We start from the raw sequence: 26,104 nt of genomic DNA, 5'->3' as shown, positions 1-26,104 counted from the left end.
TTGTATCAATTCCTGCCATTCTGATGCGGACCCTCCCACATGCGTCGCGCAAGCCTTCACAATACCGCCATCTTTTTACGGGAGCACGCATGAAAACCAAAGCAGCAGTTGCATGGCGCGCCGGCGCGCCGCTGACCATTGAAGAAGTCGACCTGGCTGGCCCGCGCGCCGGCGAGGTGCTGGTCGAGCTGAAAGCCACCGGCATTTGCCATACCGATTACTACACCCTGTCCGGCGCCGATCCGGAAGGCCTGTTCCCGGCCATCCTGGGCCATGAAGGCGCGGGCGTGGTGGTGGACGTGGGTCCGGGCGTGACCACGCTGAAGAAGGACGATCACGTCATTCCGCTGTACACGCCGGAATGCCGCCAGTGCAAATTCTGCCTGTCGCAGAAGACCAATCTGTGCCAGGCGATCCGCTCGACCCAGGGCCGTGGCCTGATGCCGGATGCGACCAGCCGCTTCTCGCTGGACGGCAAGCCGCTGTTCCACTACATGGGCACGTCGACGTTCTCCAACTACATCGTGGTGCCGGAGATTGCGCTGGCCAAGATCCGCTCCGATGCGCCATTCGACAAGGTGTGCTACATCGGTTGCGGCGTCACCACCGGCGTCGGCGCGGTGCTGTTCTCGGCGAAGGTGGAGGCAGGCGCCAATGTGGTGGTGTTCGGCCTGGGCGGTATTGGCCTGAACGTCATCCAGGCTGCCAAGATGGTGGGCGCGGACAAGATCATCGGCATCGACATCAACCCGGCGCGCGAAGCGATGGGCCGCAAGTTCGGCATGACCCACTTCATCAACCCGAAAGATGTGGAAAACGTGGTGGACGCCATCGTCCAGCTGACTGACGGCGGCGCCGACTATAGCTTCGAATGCGTCGGCAACACCACGCTGATGCGCCAGGCCCTGGAGTGCACGCACAAAGGCTGGGGCCAGTCCTTCATCATCGGCGTGGCAGCAGCCGGCCAGGAAATCTCCACCCGTCCGTTCCAGCTGGTGACGGGCCGCGAATGGAAAGGCTCAGCCTTCGGCGGCGCCCGTGGCCGCACCGACGTGCCGAAGATCGTCGACTGGTATATGGAAGGCAAGCTGAATATCGACGACCTGATTACCCACCGCCTGAAACTCGAAGACATCAACCAGGGCTTCGACCTGATGAAGAGCGGCGAATCAATCCGCTCGGTGGTGCTGTACTAGGCACCCGGATGACGCGCCGACAAGGAGTACCTGAGCGGCCGCGCCTACGGCAGCTACTTCCGGGGCGCGGAGCGCAATGTCATCCTGACGGCGAAGTATCGCTGGTAAGCGGCTTACGCCTCACTCCACTGGCGCAGCAGGTTGTGATAGTGGCCGGTGAGGTTGACCAGTTCCTCGCAATCACCGAGGCGGGCGCGCAGCGACTGGATGTTGCGGTCCAGGTCAAGCAGCATGCAGCGCTTCATGTCGTCGCGGATCATGCTCTGGGTCCAGAAGAAGGAGCAGACGCGGGCGCCGCGTGTGACCGGTTCCACCCGGTGGATGCTGGTTGACGGATAGACGATCAGGTCACCGGCCGGCAGCTTGACTTCGTGCGTGCCGTAGGTGTCCTCCACCACCAGTTCACCGCCTTCGTATTCGTCGGGATCGGTCAGGAACAGCGTTGAAGAGACATCGGTGCGCAACCATTGGCCATTGGGCGACATGCGGCGCATCGAACCGTCGACGTGATTGCCGTAGGTGCCACCGCCGGAGTAGCTGTTGAACATCGGCGGGCAGGTCCGAAGAGGTAGCGCCGCAGAGAAGAACAGCGGATTGCGCGCCAGCGCTTCCAGCACGATCTGGCCCAGTTCCATGGCGAGCGGCGTGTTTTCGGCCAACTGGCGGTTGTTCTTGACCTTGACGCCCTGGTTGCCGACTGTGGCGCGACCGTCGATCCAGTCAGCATTGTCGAGGCGCTGGCGCATAAAGGTGACTTGTTCTGGCGTCAGCACGCCGGGAATGTGCAGCATCATTTGTTTGCTTCTCCGTCAATAAGAATCTGTTCCAGCGCCGCCGCAGGCATCGGCTCGCTGAAGTAAAAGCCCTGTGCCTGGTCGCATTTCAGCTGGCGCAGGAAGTCACGCTGCTGCGGCGTTTCCACGCCTTCCGCCACCACGGTCAGGCCCATGCTGTGCGCCAGCGCGATGACGGCGCCGGCAATCGCTCCATCGTCGGCGTCGGATGAAATATCGCTGACGAAGGAACGGTCGATCTTCAGCGCGTTGATCGGGAAGCGCTTCAGGTAGGACAGGCTGGAATAGCCGGTGCCGAAGTCGTCGATCGCCAGCTGCACGCCCATGTCGCTAAGGCGCTGTAGGGTGATGGCGGCGCTGTCGGCGCGGTCCATCAGCACCGATTCGGTGATCTCCAGTTCCAGACCATCGGCGCGGCAGCCGGTTTCCTCCAGCACGCGCGCTACCATCGCATCCAGCCCGGCCTGGCGGAACTGGCGTGCCGACAGGTTGACCGCCATGCGCAAGGCAGGCAGGCCGGCGCGGCGCCACGCCACCTGCTGCGCGCAGGCGGTGCGCAGCACCCATTCGCCGATCGGGACAATCAGCCCGGTTTCCTCGGCGATGGTGATGAAGGCGTCCGGCATCACCAGGTTTTGCCCGGCCGGATGCCAGCGCAGCAGCGCCTCGGCGCCGACGATGGCGCCGCTGGCCAGATCGATCTGTGGCTGGTATTTGAGTTGCAGCTCGCCGCGCTCGACGGCATGGCGCAAGCCGCTTTCCAGCGTCAGGCGGTCCAGCGTGCGGGCGTTCATTTCCTCGGAATAGAACTGGTAGTTGCCGCGCCCCATGGCCTTGGCCTGGTAGAGGGCGGCGTCAGCGTTTTTCAGCAGCGTCTTGCCATCGGCGCCGTCGCGCGGATACAGGCTGATGCCGACACTGCAGGCCGGCGCCAGCTCGTGGCCCTGGATCAGCATCGGCTCGAACAGGGCGTTGAGGATTTTCTGCGCCAGGGCGGCGGCGATGTTCTCGTTCGGCAGTTCCGGCAGCAGCACGACGAATTCGTCGCCGCCGAAGCGGGCCACGGTGTCGGCGTCGCGCACCGCGTGCTTGAGGCGGCGGCCGACCTCCACCACCACACGGTCGCCGGCATCATGACCGAGGCTATCGTTGATGGTCTTGAAGCGGTCCAGGTCGAGGAACAGCATGGCCACCTGGTTGCCGCTGCGGCGCGCCTGGGCGATCGCTTGCGACACGCGGTCCAGCAGCAACGTGCGGTTAGCCAGGCCGGTGAGGGCGTCGTGACGAGCCAGGTGCATCAGTTCTTCCTCGAACTGCTTGCGCTGGGAGATGTCCTCGATCACAGCGACCAGCGTGGCGGCGCTGCCGTCGGGCTGCATGGCGGTCACGGTGGCCTTGACCCACACCTGCCGGCCGCCCTTGCACAGATAGCGCTTCTCGCGTGCCGAGGTTTCCAGTTCGCCGTGCGCCAGCGCGTGTAGCAGCGGCGCGTCCATCTGCCAGTCATCCTGTGACACCAGATCGGACAAGTGCATGCCGCGTAATTCCTCCTCGGTGTAGCCGACAATGTCTTGCAGCTTGCGGTTGACGCGCAGCCAGCGGCCCTCGGCCGACAACTGCGCCAGGCCGACCGCCGCCTGGCCAAACGCTGCGCGGAAGCGCGCCTCGCTGTCGCGCAACTGCTGGCGACTGGCCTGGATATAGGTGTCGAGCGCCAGGCCCATGTCGAAGCTGGCCACCTTCATCAGCGCGTTGTAGGTGGGCAGCAGCAGGGCGGGGCGGTCGCTGAGCAAGTCTTGCAGCACCGGACCGAGGTCACCGAGGTATTTGCGGTAGGCGCCGATATACCATTCCGGCGCCAGGCCGATGCGCTGGTGCGCCAGGCCGACGCGCAGGCGGTGGCGCACATAGTCGCGGCCATAGTCGCCGGCGGTTAGTGTCTCAAAATATTTGCCTTGCAGATGATGGAGACGGTCCAGTACCACCGGATCGCGCAGCATGGTGCGCAGGATCGGCATGGTTTGCAGATGGCGATAAAAGCCGGCGATGACCTCCGGCAGGCGTAGTTGCAGCAGCGGATGGATGTCGCGCAGCAGTTTCACGTCTTCCGATGTCACCTCCAGAAACAGCAGGCGCTGCTGGATGTCGGCATCGGACGGCATCATGGTACTGGCGAAACGGTCCAACTCCGTGGGGTCTGCAAGCATGCGGGGCTTCCTATGTGGGGCCGGCACGCAAGGGCGCGCCGCGCGCGGCAATCAGTCTAGCCCGCGCGGCGTCGCAAAAAAATGTTCTATATCAAGTAAGAATGCGTTTTGTTATCGAAAATTTAGCGGATTACTTGGGGCCATAGTGCTGATAGACCGAGGCTTTGCCGTCCTGCTTGATCAGATACACATCGTAGGGATCGCTGCGCGGGCCTTCCATGCCGGGCGAGCCCATCGGCATAGCCGGCACCGCCAGCCCTCTGGCCTTGGGCTTTTGCGCCAGCAGGCGGCGGACCTCGGCTGCCGGCACATGGCCTTCGAGCGCATAGCCTTGCACCACGCCAGTGTGGCATGAGCCGAACTGCTGTGGAATGCCGTATTTCTCACGATAATCGGAAGGATTGGCCACATCATGCGTGTGGACGGTAAAGCCGTTCTTTTCCAGGTGCTTCGCCCACTCCTTGCAACAGCCGCAGGTGGCGGTTTTGTACACGTCGATAACCGGCGCGGCAGCCCAGGCTGCGCTTTGGATCAACAAGCATGCCGCTGCGGTCAGGCGGGCCAGGTTTTTGCGTTTCATATTGCTTCCTTTAATGCTGAACGATACGACGAACGAGGAAGGCGCATCCTTGATGCAAGTCAAGTTCTCGCGATAACAAGTGTGACATTTTGTGCATTTTTTCAAATGGGCAACATGCTATGCTAATCGGTATCGGAAATTTTGATGAATTGAAATGACAAAAATTATCGTTCGACGAGCAAATGCATTATGGCAAGACAGGGTAAGAAAATACAGCATTCTTCTCGACGGGAAAGAGGTCGCAGCAGTTTCGAACGGCTCAGAGGTGGCGTTCGACGTCGAGACAGGCCAACACGAAGTACAGATGAAAATCGACTGGTGCACTTCGCGCAAGCTGGAGATTGACGTGCCCACCGCAGAACCACTGACACTTGAATGCGGACCGAACGCGTCTCCGTTCACGGCGCTGCTATACATCTCTCTGTGGAAGAACGACTATATCTGGTTGCGTTGAATAATTAAAAAGGACAACACCATGCCTGCAAACACCGATCCAAGTAACGGCTCTCGCTGCTGGGCAGTTCCCGAACTAGGAGTGGTCGAGCCGTGACGCGCGATCGCCGAAGTACAAGTGTTTTGGTGTGTATTCAGTGCACGAATGCACGTATCTTGGTCTAATACTCTTTGCGCTCAAGTGCGGACGTTGGTAAAAATAGTGAGATATCTTTGCGGAATTTAACCAAGATAGTGGCTGGATGCGTCGTTTCCATCCTAATGTCCTGTCCCGTGCAGGCGGCGACTGCTGACAGCTACTTTCCGAACATGGGCTTAGGCCGCTTATTGGCAGACAAGTTCGACTTAGCCACTATTCGCAGCTCATTGGGTCCTCGCCGAACGCCGGCCAAGCGAACCTTTACAGACTTCGGAATGAAGCCAACCCAGTCGACGGACGACGCTATCGTCTTTTTGAGTCCTGGAGATTGGCTGTATGAACTCCAAGTAGTCGCACGAGGAGATTTCAATGGTGATGGAATTGAGGATTTAAAAGTTTGCTTCGTTGACCGCGCCTTAAACGGTGGCACCTACGATGCTACTCATGGACTTCTCCTCACTCGCTATTCAAGCGATGGCTATGTGGTAGCGCTCAGTTTCGGCATCGAGGATGGCGTTTGTCGCAGCTATGCAAGGTAAACTTTTGTAATCGGCCAGAGGCCGCCGCACACGTTTGCAATATCAGGAGAGATTGAGCATGAAGTTCGATTGGCATGGTGGAGAAATTTCACGTACTACGGAAATCGATTCTGATTACAGGAACACGCAAAACGTTCGGCGTTTTTTATCTCATCAGTGTGGGCCAGATTTCAAATTCGACCGAGAGTTCATGGCGTGGTTGCGCAACAGCATGGCCAAGAACATGGGCGACGTGGCCGACGAATGGATACGCCGTACAAAGCGCGGCTGAGTACGGCCAGAAGGAGACAGTCAAGCTAAAAGGACTGATGGATATATCGGTTTAAGCTGCAATATCACGAAATGCTAAGAGGCATAATATTTCAATAATGAAAATACAATGGCTGTCTCCCAGAAGAAGAAAGGCGACAATGTTTCAAGCTGCGAGAAAAAATAAAATATCTTCTGTGGTGAAACTGTTTTTCACGACCTTTGCGGGGATGCTGACCGCGCAAGCTGCAATGGCAGCAGGTCCTGGAATGACGTTAAGCTATCGCAATGTCATTCCCGGAGTGACAGTTTCTATTAAAGAGGCGAAAACCTCCTCAGGAGAAGGATTGACCAGTCCCGGTGCGCTAGCGCCTAGCCCAGATCCTATGCGGCACGGGAAAACCCTGTCAGGGTCAGATAACCGCGACCTGCCCGAGTGGGTAGAATTTTCCTGGCGAGAGTGGGTGTATGGCGTCGACAACACCAAAGCTGAGTTGGCCGCAATGCCAATGTACCAGCGCCGCGTGTATATCCGTCAAAGGATTCCGCAGGACGTAGTTGATGAAGTCATCGCGGCGAACCGGGTCAGAAAACCTGGCACGTTGGCTGAAAAATGGTTGCAGGTGTATCTGGTATGGTATCCCGGTGAAACCAGAGTCTACTGGGAGTTAAACAACAAAGCCTCCGAAGTACTACGCTCCGGCGGCGATCAGTTGCCGGTAACAGTTTGGTAGTATTTGATGACAAAAAGGAGAGGGATTGTCTGCTATACGTACGTTGCTTTGTGCTTTGCTCGCGAGTATATGTTCCACGCAAACAGCTATAGCAGCTGGTCCGGGGATGACGTTAACCTTTAGGAATGTTACACCCGGGATTACGATTGCGTTTGATGAAGCTAAAACTTCGTCAGGAAAGGTGTTTCCCGATCCGGGCTCGCTGACGCCTAGCCGCGATCCTATGCGAAATGGGAAAACCATGGCGGGCGTGTCGGATAATGGTGCGTTGCCCGATTGGGTCGAATTTGCATGGCGAGAGTGGAAGTATGGCGTCTCCCATACCCGTGAGGAGCTGGCGGCAGCGCCGGCTTATCGGCGCCGTGTTTATATCCGCCAAATGATTCCGCAGGATGTAGTTGATGAAGTCGTCGCGGCGAACCTGGCCAGAAAACGTGGCACGTTAGCTAAAAAATGGTTGAGAGTGTATTTGGTGTGGTATCCCGGTGAAACCAAAGTATGCTGGGAAGTGTACGAGGATTCCCAGGTATTGCGCTCCTGTGGCGATGAGATGCCGGTAATCGATTAATGTTGCAAATACGTCGCAGGCGGATTGATTTGAACCGAAAGTTCATAATATCTAGCCGCACTCCCTTCGGTCAAGCCGAGGAATAAATTCACGGTATGAATCCGAGCTTTATCGACGAGTTCGCTCAAAGATAATATAGCGCGACCGGCAGCTTCGGGGCGCAAGCAGCCGGACGCCTATTGAGTGAAAGGCTGCGGTAGGCAAAACGTAAATAGAATTCGAGTGTTACCAGCAGAGATGTGCGCGATTTTGTAGTTGCTCCCCATACATAGCACTCTTTGCTTCCCATCGCCAAAACACGTGCAATGTCATCTTGGCATGTCATCGTGCTGGCCACAAGCTTTTGCCCCCTAACTTGCCTACATTTTGGCCAGCTTTTACTGTAGGATACCGTCTTCGTCCATGCTCAACAGTGGCCACAAGCTGCGGTTGACAAGGAATGACTTAATTCTTGGGCAAGGGAATCACCGTGTATGCTTCCATGTCCCGATTTCTGGAGACGGAATGGGAGTTTTACGCCCACTTATACAACGGCCAGGCAAGCTGGCCGTTTTTGCATGCATTGCCGTCGTGGCAACTGTGGCGCTCGCCGAAGGCGTGCGCTGGTCACGCTCGGCGCCACATCACGCCAAACCCGAAGCTGTTCAGACGGTCACGCCGCCGCCAGTCACGCTGACTGAAGTTTCACGCGCCATTATTCCAATGCCGAAGGGTGTGCCGTCGGCGCACGCCAGTGCGCTGGCGCAGCTGCCGCATGGTGACCTGATTTCTTTCTGGTGGGCCGGCAGCCGTGAGAGCGGGCCGGACGTGCAGGTCTATGCTTCGCGCTGGAGCAAGGGCCGCTGGAGCGATAACTGGGTAGTCGCCAGCCGCGATTCGCTGGGCGCCGCGCTCGGCCACGGCGTGCGCCGTATCGGCAATCCGGTCGCCTGGACCGGCGCCGACGGCACTGTTCACTTGTATGTGGTGGCCACCGGCCTGGGCGGCTGGGCTGCCTCGCGCGTGGTGCAGTTGCAGTCCACCGACGAAGGCGCGACCTTCAAGGTGCGCCGTGTGCTGCCGATGTCGCCGGTCTTTAATACCAGCGTGCTGGTGCGCTCGTCGCCGGTTGAACTGGCCGGTGGCGGCTGGTGGCTGCCGGTGTATTTTGAAATCGGCCACAAATATCCGATGCTGGTGTCGTTCGATGCCCATGGCGATCCGCAGCGCCTGACGCGCATCGGCGCGCGCACCCGCTCGCTACAGCCGACGCTGGTGCCGGTATCTAATACTGAAGTCCGCGCCTGGATGCGCGACGCCACCAAGGACAATTCGGTGGTGCAGCAGGCGGTCAGCCATGACGGCGGCTTTACATGGGAAGACATGGGCCCGACCGCCATCCGTAACCTCGGCACTTCGCTGGCGGTGCTGCGGCTGGACAGTGGCAATCTGCTGATGCTGCGCAACGACGGCACCAACCGCGAGACCGCGCGCAGCACGCTGACGCTGTCGCAGTCGACTGATGGTCAGACGTGGCAGGAGGTCACGGATATCGTCAGCGGCCAGCCCGGTGATGAGTTCTCGTATCCGGCCATGTACCAGTTGGGCGATGAGCTGCATATTACTTACACCTATCAGCGGCGCGCGATCGCGCACCACCGCATGAAAATTCACCTGGCGAAGGACCTGCCATGAGTTTGCCCGAACTCTCTTTGCAAATCATTTACGCGCGCCTGGCCTGGGGGCTGGTGGCCGCTTCGATGCTGCTGTCGGTGCTGCCGGCGCTGTTGCCCAAGCTGTTCCCGGCGCTGGCCCAGCGCACCAAACTGATTGTCGCCGTCACGGTGGCGCTGGTGATGGTGCTGCCGGGTGCGGCGTCGCCGGCGTATTGGCTGACGCTGGTGTTCCAGTATCCAAGCGGCTTGTTGACCGGCTATAGCCTGGTGGCGCTGTGCGCGCGCTGGAATGAAAAGCCGGTCGACTTCCTGCTGCATCCGGCCTTTGCGCTGCTGCTGACCGTGCTGGGCGTGGTGCTGTACCTGGATGCGTTCGGCGTGCTGGCGTTGGGACTGTATTATCACGGCTTTGATGCTGACGCCTCTGCGGTGCTGGCAGTGACGATGGCATTGGCGGGCGTTGCCGCGATCTGGCTGCGCTTTGGCGCCGGCGGCGCGGCGCTGCTGACCGGCGTGCTGCTGTTCTCGCTGCTGCGTCTTCCGACCGGCAACCTGTGGGATGCCTTGCTGGACCCGCTGCTGTGGGCCTGGGCGCTGGCTTCGTTGATTGCCGCAGCCTGCCGTTACTATATCGCTTCTAAAGCCGGTAGCCAGGTCCAGCACACCGTCGCGCCGGATGCCAAGCCGGAATTGGCGCAGACGCGTGCCGGTGGCATGGAATAACATCAACTAAATACATAGCACACAAACAAGGGAGTAATACATGGTAGCGAAGAAGTGGTACATACATCCGGTGATTGCTGTCGGCGTCGCCATCAACGTCTTCGTGCTTGGTCTGGCGATTGCGTTCTCGCATGATCAGCAGGCGCTGTGGCGTTTGCTGGTGGAAGATGGCATCGTCGAATGGATGCAGTTCCTCTGCTTCACCTTCCTGTCCGCCTTGCTGGGTTTCCTGGCGGTGGAGCAGTGGCAGCGTGAGCCCAAGATCAATCTGCAACTGCTGGCCTTCGTCGGTCTAAGCGCGCTGGTGGGCTTGGCGGCGCTGGAAGAAATCAGCTGGTTCCAGCGCGTGCTGCACATCATTCCGCCGGAATTCTTCGCGCAGAATAACCGTCAGGGCGAAACCAATCTGCATAACCTGGCCATGGGCAAGAGCAGCCTGCACAAGGCGGTGCTGCTGAAACTGATCGCTGTGGTCGGCATCACCCACAACATCATCCTGCCGCTGCTGGCGAAGAAGCGTCCGGCGATCCGCACCTTCGTCGAGAAATTTGGCCTGTACCTGCCGCCGCTGTCGGCATCGGTGATTTACATCGTGCTGGTGGCGCTGTCGCACCTGCTGGTTGACCACCCGCGCAAGGGTGAACTGGGCGAGACGTTTGGCGCCGTGCACTATCTGGTGACGGTGGTGGCTGCCTACTTCTTCGGCATTGGTTACGGCAAGAAGCCGGTGTTCGAGGATAACGCCGACGCCCGCCGCATTTCGACGCTGTTCTGCATGATGCTGGTGTTCCTGCTGCTGATCGGCTGGATGCTGAGCGCTGGCGCCGGTGCCGGCGCCTACATTGCCAGCCACCCTGGCTTTGGTGCTGAATGATGTTCCGCCGCCCTGAAAGCTGGTTGGACAGAATCGCCGGCCGCCTGGCTGGCCTGACCCTGTGGGCGGGCCCGTTTGCGGGCCTGCTGCAATTGCTGTTGCTTGGGGTGGTCATTTTCTCATTGTCGCGCGCCGGCCTGGTGCTGTGGCAGTGGGAACGCGTAGCGGCAACCGGTATCCCGCTGCGTATCATGGTGCAGGGCGTGCGCGCCGACCTGATCCTGCTGGGCTACATGATTGCCGTGCCGCTGGTGTTGGCGCCGTTCCTGGCGCATCGGAAAACGCTGGGCTTGTGGAAGGGCCTCATTGTCGTCTGGGGCACGTTTGCACTGATCTTCATCGTCTTTATGGAAGTATCGACGCCGCAGTTCATCATGCAGTATGACGTGCGTCCGAATCGGCTGTTCATTGAGTACCTGTCCTATCCGGAAGAGGTGATGTCGACGCTGTGGAACGGCTTCCGCATCGCGCTGGTGCTGGGCGTGGTTGCCACCGTGCTGCTGGGCACCGGCATTTACAAGCTGCTCAAGGCTTCGACGGCCGAGATGCGTGGCATTGGCCCGGTCAAGCTGCTGTTGCTGTGGCCGCTGCTGGTGTTGCTGGTGGTGTTGCAGATCCGGTCGACATTGGCGCATCGCCCGGCCAATCCGGCGCTGTTCGCGCTGACCGGCGACGCCATGGTGAATTCGCTGATTATCAATTCTCCGTGGTCGGTGTTGGAAGCGTGGGCGGCCATGAGCCATGAAGCGAATTCGTCCGAAATCTATGGCGAATATCCGCGCGACAAGGTATTCAAGGTGGTGAAGAGCGCCCCATGGCTGCGCGACCAGCAATTCACGTCAGCCGATTTGCCGACGCTGCACAAGCAGGTGCCTGTGATGCCGCGTGAGCGTCCGCTGAACCTGGTGATTGTGCTGGAGGAAAGTCTGGGCGCGACGTTCGTCAAGTCGCTCGGCGGCCTGCCGGTGACGCCGGAGCTGGAAAAGCTGAAGCCGGAAGGCTGGTGGTTCGATCAGCTGTACGCCACCGGCACGCGTTCGGTGCGCGGCATCGAGGCGGTGGTGGCTGGTTATCCGCCAACGCCGGCGCGCAGCGTGGTCAAGCTGTCGCTGTCGCAGCAGAACTTCTATACGCTGGCGGCGGGACTTGGCCGTCAAGGCTATCACACCGAGTTTGTCTACGGTGGCGAGGCGCACTTCGACAATATGCGCGGCTTCTTCACCGGCAATGGTTTCCAGAAAGTGGTGGACCGCCGCGACATGAAGAATCCGAAGTTTGTCGGTAGCTGGGGGGCATCGGATGAGGACTTGTTCGATAAATCGCTGGAGCGCCTGAAAACGCTGCACGACTCGGGAAAACCGTTCTTCAGCCTGATTTTCTCGTCGTCCAACCATGAACCGTTCCAGTTCCCGGACGGCCGCATTGAGTTGCATGATACCGAGAAACAGACCGTCAACAACGCCGTCAAGTACGCTGACTATGCGCTGGGCCGCTTCATCGCCGAAGCCAAGAAACAGGACTACTGGAAAGATACGGTATTCCTGATCGTGGCCGACCACGATAACCGCGTCTATGGCGACAGCCTGGTGCCGATCAAGAAATTCCATATCCCGGGCCTGATCCTGGGCGCGGATATCCAGCCGAAACGCATCCAGACCATCGCCAGCCAGGTCGACCTCGGCCCGACGCTGCTGTCGCTGATGGGCATCACCAGCGAGCATCCGATGATCGGTCGCGACCTGGCGAAAGACAGCGATACGCCGGGCCGCGCGCTGATCCAGTTCGACAACTACTTTGCCTGGCTGGAAGGCTCGTCGGCGACCATTCTGCGTCCAAACCAGGCGCCGCTACTCGGCCATTATGAGGCTGCCACCGGCGAACTGACGACGGGTGGCACGCCTGATGCCGCGTTGGTGGACAAGGCCATGTCGCACGTGGTGTTGCCGTCGATCCTGTACCGAGAGCAACGCTACAAGCTGCCACCGGCGTCACGCTGACGCAACAGATTCTGGCGCCGCCTCGCTTTGGTGAGGCGGCGTACAGAGCGGCTAGGGGGCTGCGCTGACACTGGGTTTTTTTGACTACTCAAGAAAGCCCGGATTATGCAATGTCAATTGCCCTTCGCGGCCTCAATGCTGGCCGCCGCCGCACTTTCCTTATGTCATTCCGTCCACGCCCAGCAGGGTGACGGCACACGTGTCGCGGTGGCTACCGCGATCGTCAAGCCGGCCAAGGTCGAGGCCACTGCCGAGCGCATCGCCGCCATCAAGGCGCCGCCTGGCTTTACAGTCACCGCGTTTGCCACCGGGCTGAAAAATATCCGCATCATCGCTGTCGCTGCCGACGGCACCATGTATGTCAGCCGCCGCGATCAGGGCGATGTGCTGATGTTCAAGGACGCCAACCAGGATGGCGTTGCCGATGGCCCCGGCGTGACGGTGGCCTCGCGTCCCGGTGCGCACGGCCTGGCGATCCGCGACGGCAAACTGTACCTGGCGACGGTCAAGGAAGTCTTTGTGGCCGACATCCAGCGCGACGGCGGACTGTCGCCGCTGAAGCTCATCATTGGCGACTTGCCGGACGCCGGCCAGCATCCCAACCGGACGCTGGCCTTCGGCCCGGACGGCATGCTGTATATCAGCGCCGGCTCGACCTGCAATGTCTGCAATGAGAACAATCCGGAAAACGCCACCATGCTGCGCGCCACGCCGGACGGCAAGCAGCGCACCATCTTTGCCACCGGACTGCGCAACACCATCGGCTACGACTGGCATCCGCGCACCGGCGAATTGTGGGGCATGGACCACGGCATCGATTTCCTCGGTGACGATGAGCAGAAAGAAGAGCTGAACAAGCTGGAACGCGGCAAGCAATATGGCTGGCCGCATGTGTATGGCGACGGCGCCATTTACCCGCAAAGCACGCCGCCGGGCGACATCAGCAAGCAGGAATGGAAGGCACACAGCGAGCCGATGGTGCTCGGCTACACCGCGCACGCGGCGCCGATGCAGATGCTGTTCTATCGCGCCACCGCTTTTCCGGCCGAGTATCAGGGCGATGCATTTGTCACCATGCGCGGCTCGTGGAACCGCAGCACGCCGTCGGGTTATGAAATTGTGCGCGTCCGCTTTGCCGATGGTCAGCCGAAATCCATCGAGCCCTTTGTTACGGGCTTCCTGACCGATGGCGGCAAAACACATATCGCCCGCCCGGTAGGGCTGGCGGTGGCTGCGGATGGCTCCTTGCTGATGGCGGATGACGCCAACGGCGTGTTATATCGTATCGCCTACACTGGCTCCGGCCAGGCCAAGGCTGCGTTGCCGGCCGCACCTGCCGGGCCGATGCAGCAGCAGGCGCAGCGCGGCAATAACGTGCCGCTGGCATTGACGCGGCCGGAGTCCAATGGCGGCGGCAAGCTGGCGGTGCAAAGCGCTGGCTTCCGTCCGGATGAACTGCTGGCGCCGAAATACAGCGAATATGCGGATGGCGTGTCGCCGCCGCTGTCATGGCAGGCGGTGCCGGGCGCGCAGTCCTACGCCATCATCATGGAAGACCCGGACGCGCCGCAAAAGCCGTTCGTGCATTGGCTGGCATGGAATATCCCTGCCTCTGTCACCAGCCTGCCGGAAGGCTTGCAGGAGCAGCCGCGCCTGACGCAGCCGGATGGCGTGCTGCAAGGCCGTACCACGCGTGGATCGATAGGCTACTACGGACCACGCCCACCAGTCGGCGACGCGCCGCATCACTATCACTTCCAGGTATTCGCGTTGGACACCGTGCTGCAACTGGGCTTCGGCGCCGACCGCGACCAACTGCTGAAAGCCATCCAGAGTCACGTGCTGGCCAAAGGTGAAATCGTCGGGCGGTATGCGCAGAAGCAGCCGCCGTTGAAATAACAGGAGAATACATATGACTATCCGATTGAAAAAACTCAGTTCACAAGTGCTTGTCATCACCGGCGCCACCAGCGGCATCGGCCTGACCACGGCGCGCATGGCGGCGGGCAAGGGCGCCAGGCTGGTGCTGGCGGCGCGGGACAGCGTCGCGCTGGATCAACTGGTGCAGGAATTGCGCGGCAGCGGCGGTGAAGCGCTGGCCGTGCCAACCGATGTGGGCAACCGTGACGAGGTGGCGGCACTGGGACGCGCGGCCGTGCAGCGCTTTGGCCGCATCGACAGCTGGATCAATAACGCCGGCATCTCCATCTTTGGCCGAAATGCCGACGTGCCATTGCAGGATCAGGAGAAGCTGTTCCAGACCAATTTCTGGGGCGTGGTGCATGGCTCACTGGTGGCGCTGGAACTGATGAAGGAGGGCGGTGGCGCCATCATCAACCTGGGTAGCGAGCTGTCCGACCGCGCGGTGCCGTTGCAGCGCATGTACTCGGCATCCAAGCATGCGGTGAAAGGCTTTACCGATTCGCTGCGCATGGAGATCGAGAAGGATAAGGTGCCGGTGTCGGTCACGCTGATCAAGCCGGCCGGCATTGATACGATGTTCATACTACACGCGCGCAACTACATGGCGAACGAGCCGGAACTGCCGGCGCCGTTGTATGCACCGGAGCTGGTGGCGGAAGCCATACTGTTTGCGGCGGAAAACCGGCAGCGCGATATCTTTGTTGGCGGCGCGTCGAAGATGGTATCGCTGGAAGGCCAGGCCATGCCGCGCGTGCTGGACAAGTTCATGAACATGATGATGTTCAAACAGCAGCAGAAGAAGGACCCGCCATCGGCGCCGGACCGCAGCGATGCGCTGTATGCGCCCAACGGCATGGAATTGCAACAGCGGCAGGGCGGCCATGACAGCAAGGTGCATGAGCGCTCGGCCTATACCTATCTGACCACGCGCGGCAAGCCTTTGGCGTTGTCGCTGCTGGTGGGCGGTGCGCTGTTGGCTGCCTGGAGCGCTACGCGTCCGCTGCGTTCAGGCCAGCGGCCAGTTTAATTCAAACAGCGTGCCGCCTAATCTGGATGGACGGCACACCGCCTGGCCGCCGTGCGCGATGGCGATGGCCTTGACCACCGCCAGTCCGAGGCCACTGCCGGCGACGCCTTGCTGCTGCGATGGCTCGCCGCGCTGGAAGGCGTCAAACACGTGCTGGGCCAGCGCGGCGTCGATGCCAGGGCCTTCATCCTCGACCCTCAGGCGGCAGACGCTGCCCGATACCAGGCTGCTGATGCGCACCACGCCGGGCGTCGCGTGCTTGCGCACGTTCTCCAGCAATGCCAGCAGCGCCTGGCGGATGCGCATCGGATCGCACAGTACCGCTTGCGGCGTCAGCTCCAGTTCCAGGTGGAAGCCAGCCGCTTGCAGTAATGGTTCGGCCAGTTGCACCACGGTCTCGATTTCGGCCGACAAGCTGGCGCGTATTTTTTGCAGGCCAAGGTGGCCGCTTTCCGCCAGCGCCACCATGCGCAGGTCTTCGATGATGCGGCCCAGTCCTTCAACGTGGGTCAGCAGATTCTGGAACTGTGCCTGGTCTGGCACGAACACGCCGTCATTGATGCCTTGCAGACGGCCACGCAAGATGGTCACTGGTGTGCGCAGCTCGTGGGCAATGGCGGCGTTCCAGAACACGCGCTCCTGTTCCATGTATTGCAGACGCTCAGCCATGCGGTTGAAGTCGGCCACCAGTTGCGCGGCTTCGCCCATGGCGTGATCGTAGTTGGTGGCGCGCGCTGTCAGGTCGCCCTGTGCCACCTGGCGCAGGCTTTCCGCCACCGAATTCAATGGCGCCAGGATGCGGCGCGACAGCTTGCCTGCCGCGACCACCGCGATCACCACCGAGATGAAGGTGGTGATGAGCAGCCAGATGACCTCTTCGCGGGTCGGCGTCAGGTCGAGCGGATCGCCGGACATGAATTCAGGCGAGTGGCGTATCAGGTAGGCGTACAGCGCGTAGGAGCTGATTTGCACCAGCAGGATGATGCCCAGCGCGACCAGTGACATCGACAGCGATATCTGGCGGCTGATGCCGGCATTTAGTTTCATGTGGCGCTCCCAAGCCGGTAGCCGACGCCGCGCACGCTTTCCAGCATGCCGGTCAGGCCGGCTGCTTCCACTTTCTTGCGTAGCTTGCTCAGGTGGCTGTCGACCGTGCGTTCCAGCGTTTCGCCTTCCGGCAGGCAGGCGGCCAGCAGTTCGGCGCGGCTGAATACGCGCTTGGGTGCGCGCAGCATGTGGGCCAGCAGACGGAACTCGGTCAGCGTCAGCGACAGCAACTGGCGCGCCTCGCCGTCGATGCAGACGTTGGCCTCGTAATGTTCTAGATCGACTTCCAGGCCTTCGGCGCGCAGCAGCCTGGCGGTCTGGCTGGCGCTCTGGCCAGCGGTGCGGCGCAGCACGGCCAGTACGCGTGCCACCACTTCTGCCGGATTGAAGGGCTTGACCACGTAGTCGTCGGCGCCGATGCGCAGGCCGGTCAACTTGTCGATGTCCTGGTCCATGGCGGTGAGCATGATGATGGCGGTGTTGCCGCGCTGGCGGATTTGCGACAGCACGGCCCAGCCGTCCATCTGCGGCATCTGCACGTCCAGCAGCACCAGGTCGGGCTTGAGCATGTGGTGCATTTCCAGCGCGCGTCGGCCATCCGGCGCGTGGGCGACACGCAGGCCGGCACGCGACAGGTAGGCCATCAGGATCTGGGCGATTTCCGACTCGTCTTCGGCCACCAGCACCAGGGCCTGATCTGTGGCGGGTAGTTCTGTATTCATATTGCCATGATACTGCATCAGCTGACGCCACCGCCCAGCGCTTTATAGAGAGCGATGGCGGATTTAAAGTGGTCGCGGCGCAGGTCCAGCAGACTGCTTTGCGCGGCGTAGGCCTGGCGCTGGGCGTCCAGCAGTTCCAGGCGGCTGTCCTGCCCGGCGCCGTAGCGCAGGTTGGACAGGCGTTCGCGCAGCGCTGCGGCATCCACCACGCGTTGCTGGGCGATGATCTGGCGCTGGTAGGTTTCGTTGCTGGCCAAGGCGTCATTGACTTCGCGGAAGGCCGTCTGGATGGTACGTTCGTACTGCACCACGGCGATGTTGTTGCGGACTTCGGCCAGTTTCAGTTCCGCGCGCAGTTGGCCGCCGTGGAAGATCGGCTGGGTGATTTGCGGTGCGAACGACCAGCTACGGTTGCTGCCTTTGAACAGGCTGCCCATCTCGGCGCTGCTGAATCCCAGTTGGGCGGTCAGCGAGAGGCGCGGGAAGAAGGCGGCACGGGCGACGCCAATTTCGGCGTTGGCGGCGACCAGGGCGTGTTCGGCTTGCATGATGTCCGGGCGGCGCGTCAACAGCTCGGAGGGCAGGCCGGCGGGCAGGGTGGTCATCACAGGTTGATGGGCCAGCGGGTGGCCGGTCGGCAGGTCTTGCGGGACCGGGGCGCCGAGCAGTAGTTCGAGGTTGTTGCGGGCCAGGCGCAGCGCGCGGTCGCGGGCGTGCATGTCGGCTTCGGCGGTGGCGACCTGGCCGGCGGCCTGGGCGACATCGAGGCCGCTGCGCTGTTGGGCGCCGTGCAGGCGTTCCGTCAGCGACAGGGCGAGGCGCCAGTCGGCCAGTGTGCGGTCGGTCAGCGCGGCTTGTTCTTCGGCCAGGCGCAGTTCCAGGTAGGCGTCGGCGACGCCGGCGATCAGCGACAGGCGTGCGGTGCGCTGGCCTTCAACGGAGGCCAGGTAACGGGCGAAGGCGGCCTCCGACTGCGAGCGCAGGCGGCCGAAGAAGTCCAGCTCGAAGGCGTTGATCGCCAGGCCTGCGTTGGTCTGCTGCGTAACCGCGCCATTGGCCGCATCGATGGACGACACGCGCTGACGTGTCGCGCCGCCAACGGCGTCCAGCGCTGGCAGGCGCACCGCATCCTGGATCTGATACTGCGCCTGCACGGCAGCGACATTCAGCGCCGCCTCGCGCAGATCACGATTATTCTCCAGCGCCAGCTCGACCAGCCGCTGCAACGCCGGATCAGCCAACATCCGCCGCCAATCCGGCATCACCTCGCCCACCACGCCGCCGGGGGCACCGCCGCCACCGCCCGACACCGCGCCGGCCGCACTGCCGCCACCGCCCGACACCGCGCCGGCCACACTGCCGCCACCGCCCGGTACCGCGCCGGCCGCACCAGCCGCACCGCCGCCACCATCCGGCACCGCGCCGGCCACACCGCCGCCAACGCCGCCAACGCCGCCATCCGGCACCGCGCCGGCCGCTGGGCCGGTCGCGCCATGGTAGGCTGACGGCACCGGCATGGCCGGCTTGGTCAGCGGCGGATTCATTGAGCATCCGGCCAGCAGTGCGGCCGATACTGCGATCATTGCTCGCATGTTTTTACTCCTTTACGTAACTTGCCAAGCCGCTCCGCACCGCCAACGACGACCACGAAGAACACCGGCACAAAGAAAATCGCCAACACCGTCGCTGCGACCATGCCGCCGAATACGCCGGTGCCAATCGCATGCTGCGTCTCCGCGCTCGCGCCCGAGGCCAACATCAGCGGCACCACGCCCAGCGTGAACGCCAGTGAGGTCATCAAGATTGGCCGCAAACGCAGACGCGCCGCCTCAATCGCCGATTCCACCAGCCCCTTGCCGTCGGCATGCAACTGCTTGGCATACTCCACGATCAGAATCGCATTCTTGGCTGACAAACCGATAATCGTAATCATGCCCACCTTGAAGAACACATCATTCGGCATGCCACGCACCATCACCGCCAGCAGCGCGCCGAGCAGGCCTAGCGGCACCACCAGCATCACCGACAGCGGAATCGACCAGCTTTCATACAAAGCCGCCAGCACCAGGAACACCACCAGCATCGACAATGCCATAAGCATCGGCGCCTGCGCTGCTGATTCCCGCTCCTGCAAGGACTGGCCGGTCCACGCCACGCCAAAGCCGGCCGGCAGCTGCGCCACCAGGCGTTCCATCTCCTGCATCGCCGCACCGCTAGACACACCTTCCGCCGCGCTGCCGCTGATACGCGCCGACAGATAACCGTCATAGCGCACCAGCTGCAACGGCGTCTGCTCCCACACCGGATGCACGATCTCGCCCAAGGCCACCATGCCGCCGGCGCTATTGCGAATGCGCAGCGCCAGCACGTCGTCCAGTTGCATGCGCGCCGACGCCTCGGCCTGCACGATCACCTGCTGCATGCGGCCATTGTTGGGGAAGTCGTTGACATAGCTCGAACCAGTAGCGCCAACCAGCATATCGCTGACAGCGGCAAACGATACGCCCAAGGCTTCTGCCTTGCGACGATCAATCTCCAACCGGATGCTGTTCCCCGGCGGCAGCGCGTCCGGGTAAACACCATCCAGCAGCTTGCTCTGGGCGGCCAGCGCCAACAGCTTGTCCTGCGCCGCCTGCAAAGCGGCGATGCCGAGGCCAGCGCGATCCTGCAAGCGCAGCGAGAAACCGGACGAATTGCCCAGTTCATCAATGGCCGGCGGCATCACGGTCATGATCATGCCTTCCCTGGCACTGGCCATGGCTTCCGTCGCCTTGGCGACTTCCTCCTGCGCGGTGGCGCCGTTACGCTGGTCCCAGTCCTTCAGCATGGTGAACGCCATGCCCGCATTCGGACCTGAGCCGGAGAAACTGAAGCCAATCAGCGACTGGTTGACATCGATGCCCGGACGGCTGGCCACATGCTTCTCATACTGCTTGATGACTTCCAACGTCCGATCCATCGTCGCATCCGACGGCAGCTGGAATGACGTCATGATGTAGCCCTGGTCTTCTTCCGGCAGGAAGGACGATGGCAGTTGCGAGAAGCCCCAGGCCACACCAGCGACGATGGCGGCATACAAGGCCAGCACCCGGCCGCCACGCTTCAGCAGGGCGGTGGTCCGTGCCGTGTAGCGCGCGGTCAGCGCATCAAACTTGCGGTCGAACCAGGCAAAGAAACCTTTCTTGTCATGGTCTTCAGGCCCGACAGGCTTGAGCAGCGTGGCGCACAAGGCTGGCGTTAGCGTCAATGCCAGGAAGGCCGAGAACAGGATGGACACCGCCATCGCCACGGTGAATTGGCGATAGATCACGCCCACCGAGCCGGAAGCCAATGCCATCGGAATGAACACCGCCGTCAGCACCACGGTAATGCCGATCACCGCGCCGCTGATCTCGCGCATGGCGCGCGACGTCGCTTCCTTCGGCGACAGCCCTTCGGTCGCCATCAAGCGCTCGACCGCTTCCACCACCACAATCGCATCGTCAACGATGATGCCGATTGCCAGCACCATGCCAAACATGGTCAGCACATTAACCGAATAGCCTGCCACCGCCATTACCGCGAAAGTCCCCAACAGCGCGATCGGCGCCACGATGGCGGGGATCACGGTGTAGCGTACCTTTTGCAGGAACAGGTACATCACCAGGAACACCAGCACCATCGCCTCCGCCAGCGTGCTGACCACTTTCTCGATCGAGATCTTCACGAACGGCGCGGTATCGAAAGGAATGGTGTACTCCATCCCTGTCGGCATGGACTTCGACAATTCATCCATGCGCTCGCGGATCAGCTTCGCGGTCTGCACCGCATTGGCGCCCGGCGACATCGAGATCGATGCGCCCGAGGTGGTCTTGCCATTCTCGCGCGCCTTGAAGGTGTAGTCGCGCGCGCCCAGCTCCACGCGGGCGACGTCGCCCAGCGTGACGTTGGAACCATTGCGCTCCGCGCGCAGCACGATGGCGGCGAATTCCTCCGGCGTGCGCAACTGGCCTTGCACCGTCAGCGGTGTGGTCACGCGCTGTCCGGCGATGGACGGCGTATCACCCACGCGCCCCGGCGCGATCTGCACGTTTTGCTGGGCGATGGCGTTGGTCACGTCGCCCATGGAGACGTTGTAGGCCACCAGCTTGGCCGGATCGACCCAGACGCGCATCGCCCGCTCGGCGCCAAACAGCTGCACGCGGCCGACACCAGGCACGCGGCGCAGTTCCTCCACCACGTTGCGGGCCAGGTAGTCGCCCAGTTCCTGCTCATCGTGGCCCTTGGTCGAGTTCACGCTGATAATCATCAGGAAGCTGGAGGAGGATGATTCCACCGTTACACCGCTCTGACGCACAGTTTGCGGCAGGCGCGGCTCGATCGCTTTCAGACGGTTTTGCACATCGACCTGCGCCATTTCCGGATTGGTGCCCGGCTTGAAGGTGACGCTGACCGAGGCCGAACCGGAGGTGTCGGTCGACGATTCAAAATACAGCAGGTTCTTCACGCCGGACAGCTCACGCTCGATCAGGCTGACCACCGCGTCGTTCATCGTCTGCGGCGAGGCGCCCGGATAGCTGGCGTAGATCGACACGCTAGGCGGCGCCACCGACGGGAAGCGCGCTATCGGCAAGTTGGGCAAGGCGATCAATCCAAACAGGATGATGAAGATCGCCACCACCCACGCAAACACGGGGCGGCGTATGAAAAATTGAGACATCTACACAGTCCTTATCATTTTGCGGCAGGGGTGGGAGCAGGGGCGGCCGACACCTGGGCCGGCGCTTTCCATGGCTGCGGCTTGGCGTGCACGCCTTCCCGCAGGTGCTCCTGGCCTTCCACCACCAGTGTGTCACCAGCCGCCAGGCCGGTGCGCACCAGATATTGGTGATTGATGACGTCACCGACGGTGACGGCGCGCTGGCTGGCCTTGCCGGTTTTATCCATTGTCCACACGCTGGCGTGACCGTCGGCGGTGCGTTGTACCGCCTGCTGCGGCACCATCAGCGCATCGGTCGGCGCGGCGCGCGCGATGCGGGCACGCACGAACATGCCGGGCAACAGCGCGCGGTCCGGATTCTCGACCAGAATGCGGATGGTGGCGTCGCCGGTGCCGGCGTCCACGTTCAGGTCGGCGAACAGCACTTTGGCGTCAACCTTGTACGGCTGGCCGTCGGCTGACAGGATGACCGCCGGCTGCTTGCCAGCTTCGCGCATCGCGTGCAGTGATGACAGCATGGACGCCGGCTGGCGCACGTCGACATACACCTTATCGATTTGCAGGATGCGCGCCATCGGGTTGGCATCCGACTGGCCGACCAGCGCACCCTCCGACACCAGCTCCTGGCCGATGCGGCCGCTGATCGGCGCCTGCACGGTGGTGAAGGCCAGATCGAGACGTTTGCGTTCCAGCGTGGCCTTGGCCTGGGCAACGTTGGCGGCGGCCAGGTCGCGGTCGGAGACGGCGTCGTCATAGGCCTGGCGGCTGATGGCATCGGCGTCGATCAGTGGTTGCAGGCGCTCGGCCTGACGGCCGGCGCGCGCCAGCGTGGCTTGCGCATGCTGCAAGGAGGCTGCTGCCGTATCGAATTCCGCCTTCAGCGGCGCGGGATTGAGCTGGAACAGCGGCTGGCCGGCCTGTACCTCGGTGCCTTGCTCGAACAGGCGGCGTAGCACGATGCCGCCCACCTGCGGGCGGATGTCTGCGGTGCGGAAAGCCGCCACGCGACCGGGCAGGTCATCGGTGAGCGTGACCGGCGCTGCCTTCAGCGCCAACACCGTCACCGCTGGCGGCGGCGCTTTTTCCCCGGCCTGCTGCGATCCTTTGGAGCAGGCTGCCAATGCCAGCACGGCCAGCAATAGCGGCCAGTTCTTGAGTTCCATAGTCTTTCCCACGTACGAACAAAACGACTAGCTTAACCAGCCGGTTTGCAGGTTATGTGTGGGAAGTGTGGAGATTGTGTGTAGCTGTTTTTATAACGCCTTGCTGCATAACTGGAAGTCGGGGTCTTCGTCGTAGGGCAGGATCTGGAAGCCGAGGCTGGCCATCAGCTTCAGCATCGGGCGGTTCTTGCGCAGCACCAGGCCGACGGTTTCGCTCAGGCCGCGGTCGCGGGCGACGTCCATGATCTCCAGCATCAGGCGCGTGCCCAGGCCCTGGCCGCTGAATTTGTCGTCCACCAGCAGCGAGAATTCGCAGCTGCTGCGGTCCGGATTGGCGATGTAGCGCGAGACGCCGATGATTTGCTCGGTCTCTGTGAAGCTGCCGTCATCGTCGGCGGTGCGCGTGGTCAGCACCGCCACCAGCGCCATTTCGCGGTCGTAATCGATCAGCGAATAGCGCGCCAGCATTTGCGCCGACAGCTCGCGCAGCGACGAGGCGAAGCGGTTGTAGCGCGACTGGTCGGACAGGCCGCGCACCAGCGCTTGCAGCATTTCGGCGTCGGTCGGTTGCACCGGGCGCAGCGTGTATTCGCCGCCGCCGCGCATCGGCCACACGCTGGCGTAGTTGGCCGGGTAGGGCATGATGGCCAGCTGGTCGTAGCGCTGCGCTGACGGCGGCGCCACGCCAACCACCACGCGCGCATCCACCGCCAGCACGCCGAACTGGTCGACGATCAGCGGATTGATGTCCAGTTCGCGCAGCTGCGGCAGTTCGCACACCATCTCCGACACGCGCAGCAGGATGTGTTCAATGGCTTGGCGGTCGACGCTAGGTGCGCCGCGCCATTCGCCCAGCGTGGCGGCAACGCGCGCGCGGTCGATCAGGCGCTGTGCCAGGAAGGGATTCAGCGGCGGCAGTTCGACTGCGCGGTCGTTGAGCAGCTCGACCATGGTGCCGCCGGCGCCGAAACCGATCACCGGGCCAAACAGCGGATCGCTGGCGACGCCGATATACAGCTCGCGGCCATCGCGCTTGCCGGCCATGCGCTGCACGGTAACGCCGTTGATGGCAGCATTTGGTTGCAGGCGGCGCACATTGGCCAGCATGTCGCCATAGGCGGCGCTCAGCGCGGCGGCGTCGGCGATGTTCAGCACCACGCCTTGCACTTCGGATTTGTGCGGGATGTCGGGCGAATCGATCTTCAGCGCCACCGGATAGCCCAGCTGCGCGGCGATCAGCTGCGCCTCGGCGGCGCTGCGCGCCGGCATGGTCGGCGTGATCGGGATGTGGAAAGCCGCCAGCAGCGCCTTGGATTCCATTTCGGTCAGCACGCTGCGGCGCTCGGCCAGCACGCTTTCCACCAGCCGGCGTGCGCCTTCCAGGTCAGGCTTGGACAGCTGCGACAGCGGCGGCGGCGTTTGCTGCAGCAGCTGCTGGTTCTGGTAGAAGGCGGCGATGTTGCCGAAGCCGTCGACCGCCGCTTCCGGTGTGCGGAAGTTGGCCAGGCCGGATTGCGCGATCAGGTGGCGCGCCGGCGCCACGCGCTCGTCGCCCATCCAGCAGGCCAGCAACGGCTTGCCCAGGCCCTTGGCGGCGTCAGTGACGCCTTGGGCGACGGCCAGCGGGTCGCCATCCAGTTTTGGCGAATAAATCGCCAGCAGGCCATCCACCTGCGGATCGGCGGCGCAGGCGCGGATGGCGGCGGCGTAATGCTGCGCGCCGGCTTCCTCGGACAGGTCAACCAGGTCGGTCAGCGTGGCGTGTTGCGGCAGTTCCGCCGTCAGCGTGGTGGCGGTGGCGTCGCCGGGCCGGGCCAGTTGCAGCCCCAGCTTGCTGAGCCAGTCGGCCGCCAGAACGCCGGGGCCGCCGCCATTGCTGATGACGGCCAGGCGCGGACCGACCGGGCGGTAGCGCGAGGCCAGGCATTTGGCGGCCGAGAACAGCTGCACGAAGGTCGATACGCGTACCGCGCCGGTGCGGCGCAGCGCCGCGTCGAACACTTCGTCACTGCCGATCAGCATGCCGGAGTGGGTGGCGGCGGCGCGCGAGGAAGCCGCCGCGTTGCCGGATTTGATGATGACCACCGGCTTGGTGTTGGCCGTGCCGCGCAGCGCCGACAGGAAGCGGCGGGCGTCGGTGATGCCTTCCATGTAGATGACGATGCTCTCGGTGGCCGGATCGGTGGCGAGGAAGTCCAGGGTCTGCGCCAGGTCGACCGCCGTGTTGGGGCCCAGCGAGACCACCGCCGACAGGCCGACCGAATTGCTGCCGGCCCAGTCCAGGATGGCCGACGTCAGCGCACCGGACTGCGAAATCAGCGCCAGGCTGCCGCTTTGCGCCAGCTTGCCGGCCACGCCGGCGTTCAGTTTGAGGCGCGGACGCTGGAAACCCAGGCTGTTCGGCCCGAGCAGGTTGAGGTCATGCTTGCGGGCGATCGCCTGCAATTCGGCCGCCAGCGCCGGCGATACGCCAGATGAAACGATCAGCGCCGACTTGCACTGGATGCGGCCGGCCACTTCCAGCGCGAACGCCAGTTCTTCGTGCGGCAGGGCGATCAGCGCGAGGTCGGCACGCGACTGCACCAGGTCGGCCAGCGTGCCGGTCATGCTGACATCGAGGAAGCTCAGGACACCGTCATAGCCACCATCGCGCAGCTGGGCGCAGACGCTGCGGCCATAGGCGGTCTGGCGTTCCGGCTGGTCCGGCGGACCGGCAAACACCACGATGGATTTGGGCGCGAACAGCGGGCTAAGGTAGTGCAGGTCCATGATACGTTCTCGGCAATGACAGGCAGACCACACTATACGCCATGCG

The 26,104-nt window shown here is 62.4% G+C and carries 21 protein-coding genes; 12 read left to right on the top strand and 9 right to left on the bottom strand.

Annotation, left to right across the window (positions count from 1 at the left end; translation table 11 throughout):
- Positions 1 to 89: 89 nt before the first annotated feature.
- Entirely contained in the window at positions 90 to 1,196 is a 1,107-nt protein-coding gene (locus BLS51_RS01070; protein WP_090179756.1) for an S-(hydroxymethyl)glutathione dehydrogenase/class III alcohol dehydrogenase, read from the top strand.
- A gap of 113 nt (positions 1,197 to 1,309) precedes the next feature.
- Here the strand turns inward: BLS51_RS01070 and BLS51_RS01065 are convergent, their stop codons facing one another.
- The 3 genes from BLS51_RS01065 to BLS51_RS01055 form a co-directional block, all read right to left on the bottom strand.
- Positions 1,310 to 1,990 (bottom strand): Fe2+-dependent dioxygenase, encoded by a 681-nt coding sequence (locus BLS51_RS01065; protein WP_090179760.1) that lies wholly within the window; start codon positions 1,988 to 1,990, stop codon positions 1,310 to 1,312.
- A complete protein-coding gene (locus BLS51_RS01060) occupies positions 1,987 to 4,197 on the bottom strand; it encodes a putative bifunctional diguanylate cyclase/phosphodiesterase (RefSeq protein WP_090179763.1) in 2,211 nt (736 codons plus the stop codon). The genes BLS51_RS01065 and BLS51_RS01060 overlap by 4 nt, the downstream gene beginning before the upstream one ends.
- Positions 4,198 to 4,327: 130 nt before the next feature.
- Entirely contained in the window at positions 4,328 to 4,777 is a 450-nt protein-coding gene (locus tag BLS51_RS01055; protein WP_090179766.1) for a DUF411 domain-containing protein, read from the bottom strand.
- 154 nt (positions 4,778 to 4,931) lie between these two features.
- Here BLS51_RS01055 and BLS51_RS01050 point away from each other — a divergent pair, with 154 nt between their 5' ends.
- From BLS51_RS01050 to BLS51_RS01005, 11 genes are all read left to right on the top strand, one after another.
- Positions 4,932 to 5,231, top strand: coding sequence for a hypothetical protein (locus BLS51_RS01050; protein WP_090179769.1), 300 nt, complete (start codon positions 4,932 to 4,934; stop codon positions 5,229 to 5,231).
- A 413-nt stretch (positions 5,232 to 5,644) separates the two neighbouring features.
- Complete coding sequence (locus BLS51_RS29150) at positions 5,645 to 5,908, top strand: hypothetical protein (protein ID WP_175472483.1); 264 nt, start codon at positions 5,645 to 5,647, stop codon at positions 5,906 to 5,908.
- Between the two features lie 58 nt (positions 5,909 to 5,966).
- Positions 5,967 to 6,179, top strand: coding sequence for a DUF6434 domain-containing protein (locus BLS51_RS01045; RefSeq protein ID WP_090179777.1), 213 nt, complete (start codon positions 5,967 to 5,969; stop codon positions 6,177 to 6,179).
- A gap of 139 nt (positions 6,180 to 6,318) precedes the next feature.
- The gene (locus BLS51_RS29145) at positions 6,319 to 6,891 is read left to right on the top strand and encodes a hypothetical protein (RefSeq protein ID WP_139168626.1); all 573 of its coding nucleotides are present in this window, start codon (positions 6,319 to 6,321) and stop codon (positions 6,889 to 6,891) included.
- Between the two features lie 106 nt (positions 6,892 to 6,997).
- Positions 6,998 to 7,459 carry a hypothetical protein gene (locus BLS51_RS01035; RefSeq protein ID WP_139168625.1) on the top strand — a complete coding sequence of 154 codons (462 nt, stop codon included), beginning with the start codon at positions 6,998 to 7,000 and terminating at the stop codon, positions 7,457 to 7,459.
- Between the two features lie 570 nt (positions 7,460 to 8,029).
- Positions 8,030 to 9,133, top strand: a complete 1,104-nt coding sequence (locus BLS51_RS01030; protein ID WP_229207435.1) for a sialidase family protein — start codon at positions 8,030 to 8,032, stop codon at positions 9,131 to 9,133.
- Positions 9,130 to 9,837 (top strand): hypothetical protein, encoded by a 708-nt coding sequence (locus tag BLS51_RS01025; RefSeq protein WP_139168624.1) that lies wholly within the window; start codon positions 9,130 to 9,132, stop codon positions 9,835 to 9,837. Before BLS51_RS01030 ends, BLS51_RS01025 begins: the two co-directional genes overlap by 4 nt.
- A 40-nt stretch (positions 9,838 to 9,877) precedes the next feature.
- Positions 9,878 to 10,711 (top strand): hypothetical protein, encoded by an 834-nt coding sequence (locus BLS51_RS01020; RefSeq protein ID WP_090179796.1) that lies wholly within the window; start codon positions 9,878 to 9,880, stop codon positions 10,709 to 10,711.
- A gap of 23 nt (positions 10,712 to 10,734) precedes the next feature.
- On the top strand, positions 10,735 to 12,708 hold the full coding sequence (locus BLS51_RS01015; RefSeq protein WP_229207436.1) for an LTA synthase family protein: 1,974 nt from the start codon (positions 10,735 to 10,737) through the stop codon (positions 12,706 to 12,708).
- A 105-nt stretch (positions 12,709 to 12,813) separates the two neighbouring features.
- A complete protein-coding gene (locus BLS51_RS01010; protein WP_229207437.1) occupies positions 12,814 to 14,607 on the top strand; it encodes a YbhB/YbcL family Raf kinase inhibitor-like protein in 1,794 nt (597 codons plus the stop codon).
- 13 nt (positions 14,608 to 14,620) lie between these two features.
- Entirely contained in the window at positions 14,621 to 15,658 is a 1,038-nt protein-coding gene (locus BLS51_RS01005; RefSeq protein ID WP_090179805.1) for an SDR family oxidoreductase, read from the top strand.
- On the opposite strand, the gene BLS51_RS01000 is transcribed toward BLS51_RS01005, so the two are convergent.
- From BLS51_RS01000 to BLS51_RS00975, 6 genes are all read right to left on the bottom strand, one after another.
- Positions 15,638 to 16,705: an ATP-binding protein gene (locus BLS51_RS01000; protein ID WP_090179809.1), complete on the bottom strand. Its 1,068-nt coding sequence runs from the start codon at positions 16,703 to 16,705 to the stop codon at positions 15,638 to 15,640. The genes BLS51_RS01005 and BLS51_RS01000 overlap by 21 nt on opposite strands.
- Positions 16,702 to 17,427: a response regulator gene (locus BLS51_RS00995; RefSeq protein WP_090180832.1), complete on the bottom strand. Its 726-nt coding sequence runs from the start codon at positions 17,425 to 17,427 to the stop codon at positions 16,702 to 16,704. Before BLS51_RS00995 ends, BLS51_RS01000 begins: the two co-directional genes overlap by 4 nt.
- A 17-nt stretch (positions 17,428 to 17,444) precedes the next feature.
- Positions 17,445 to 19,019 (bottom strand): efflux transporter outer membrane subunit, encoded by a 1,575-nt coding sequence (locus BLS51_RS00990; RefSeq protein WP_229207438.1) that lies wholly within the window; start codon positions 19,017 to 19,019, stop codon positions 17,445 to 17,447.
- On the bottom strand, positions 19,007 to 22,126 hold the full coding sequence (locus BLS51_RS00985; RefSeq protein WP_090179813.1) for an efflux RND transporter permease subunit: 3,120 nt from the start codon (positions 22,124 to 22,126) through the stop codon (positions 19,007 to 19,009). Before BLS51_RS00985 ends, BLS51_RS00990 begins: the two co-directional genes overlap by 13 nt.
- Before the next feature lie 14 nt (positions 22,127 to 22,140).
- Positions 22,141 to 23,289 (bottom strand): efflux RND transporter periplasmic adaptor subunit, encoded by a 1,149-nt coding sequence (locus tag BLS51_RS00980; protein ID WP_090179816.1) that lies wholly within the window; start codon positions 23,287 to 23,289, stop codon positions 22,141 to 22,143.
- A gap of 90 nt (positions 23,290 to 23,379) precedes the next feature.
- The gene (locus BLS51_RS00975) at positions 23,380 to 26,058 is read right to left on the bottom strand and encodes a bifunctional acetate--CoA ligase family protein/GNAT family N-acetyltransferase (RefSeq protein WP_090179820.1); all 2,679 of its coding nucleotides are present in this window, start codon (positions 26,056 to 26,058) and stop codon (positions 23,380 to 23,382) included.
- Positions 26,059 to 26,104 lie beyond the last annotated feature (46 nt).

The organism is Duganella sp. OV510 (assembly GCF_900100205.1).
GTDB lineage: Bacteria > Pseudomonadota > Gammaproteobacteria > Burkholderiales > Burkholderiaceae_D > Rugamonas.
Note: the sequence above shows the minus strand (reverse complement) of the source record. Positions and strands in the feature narration are given on the sequence as shown.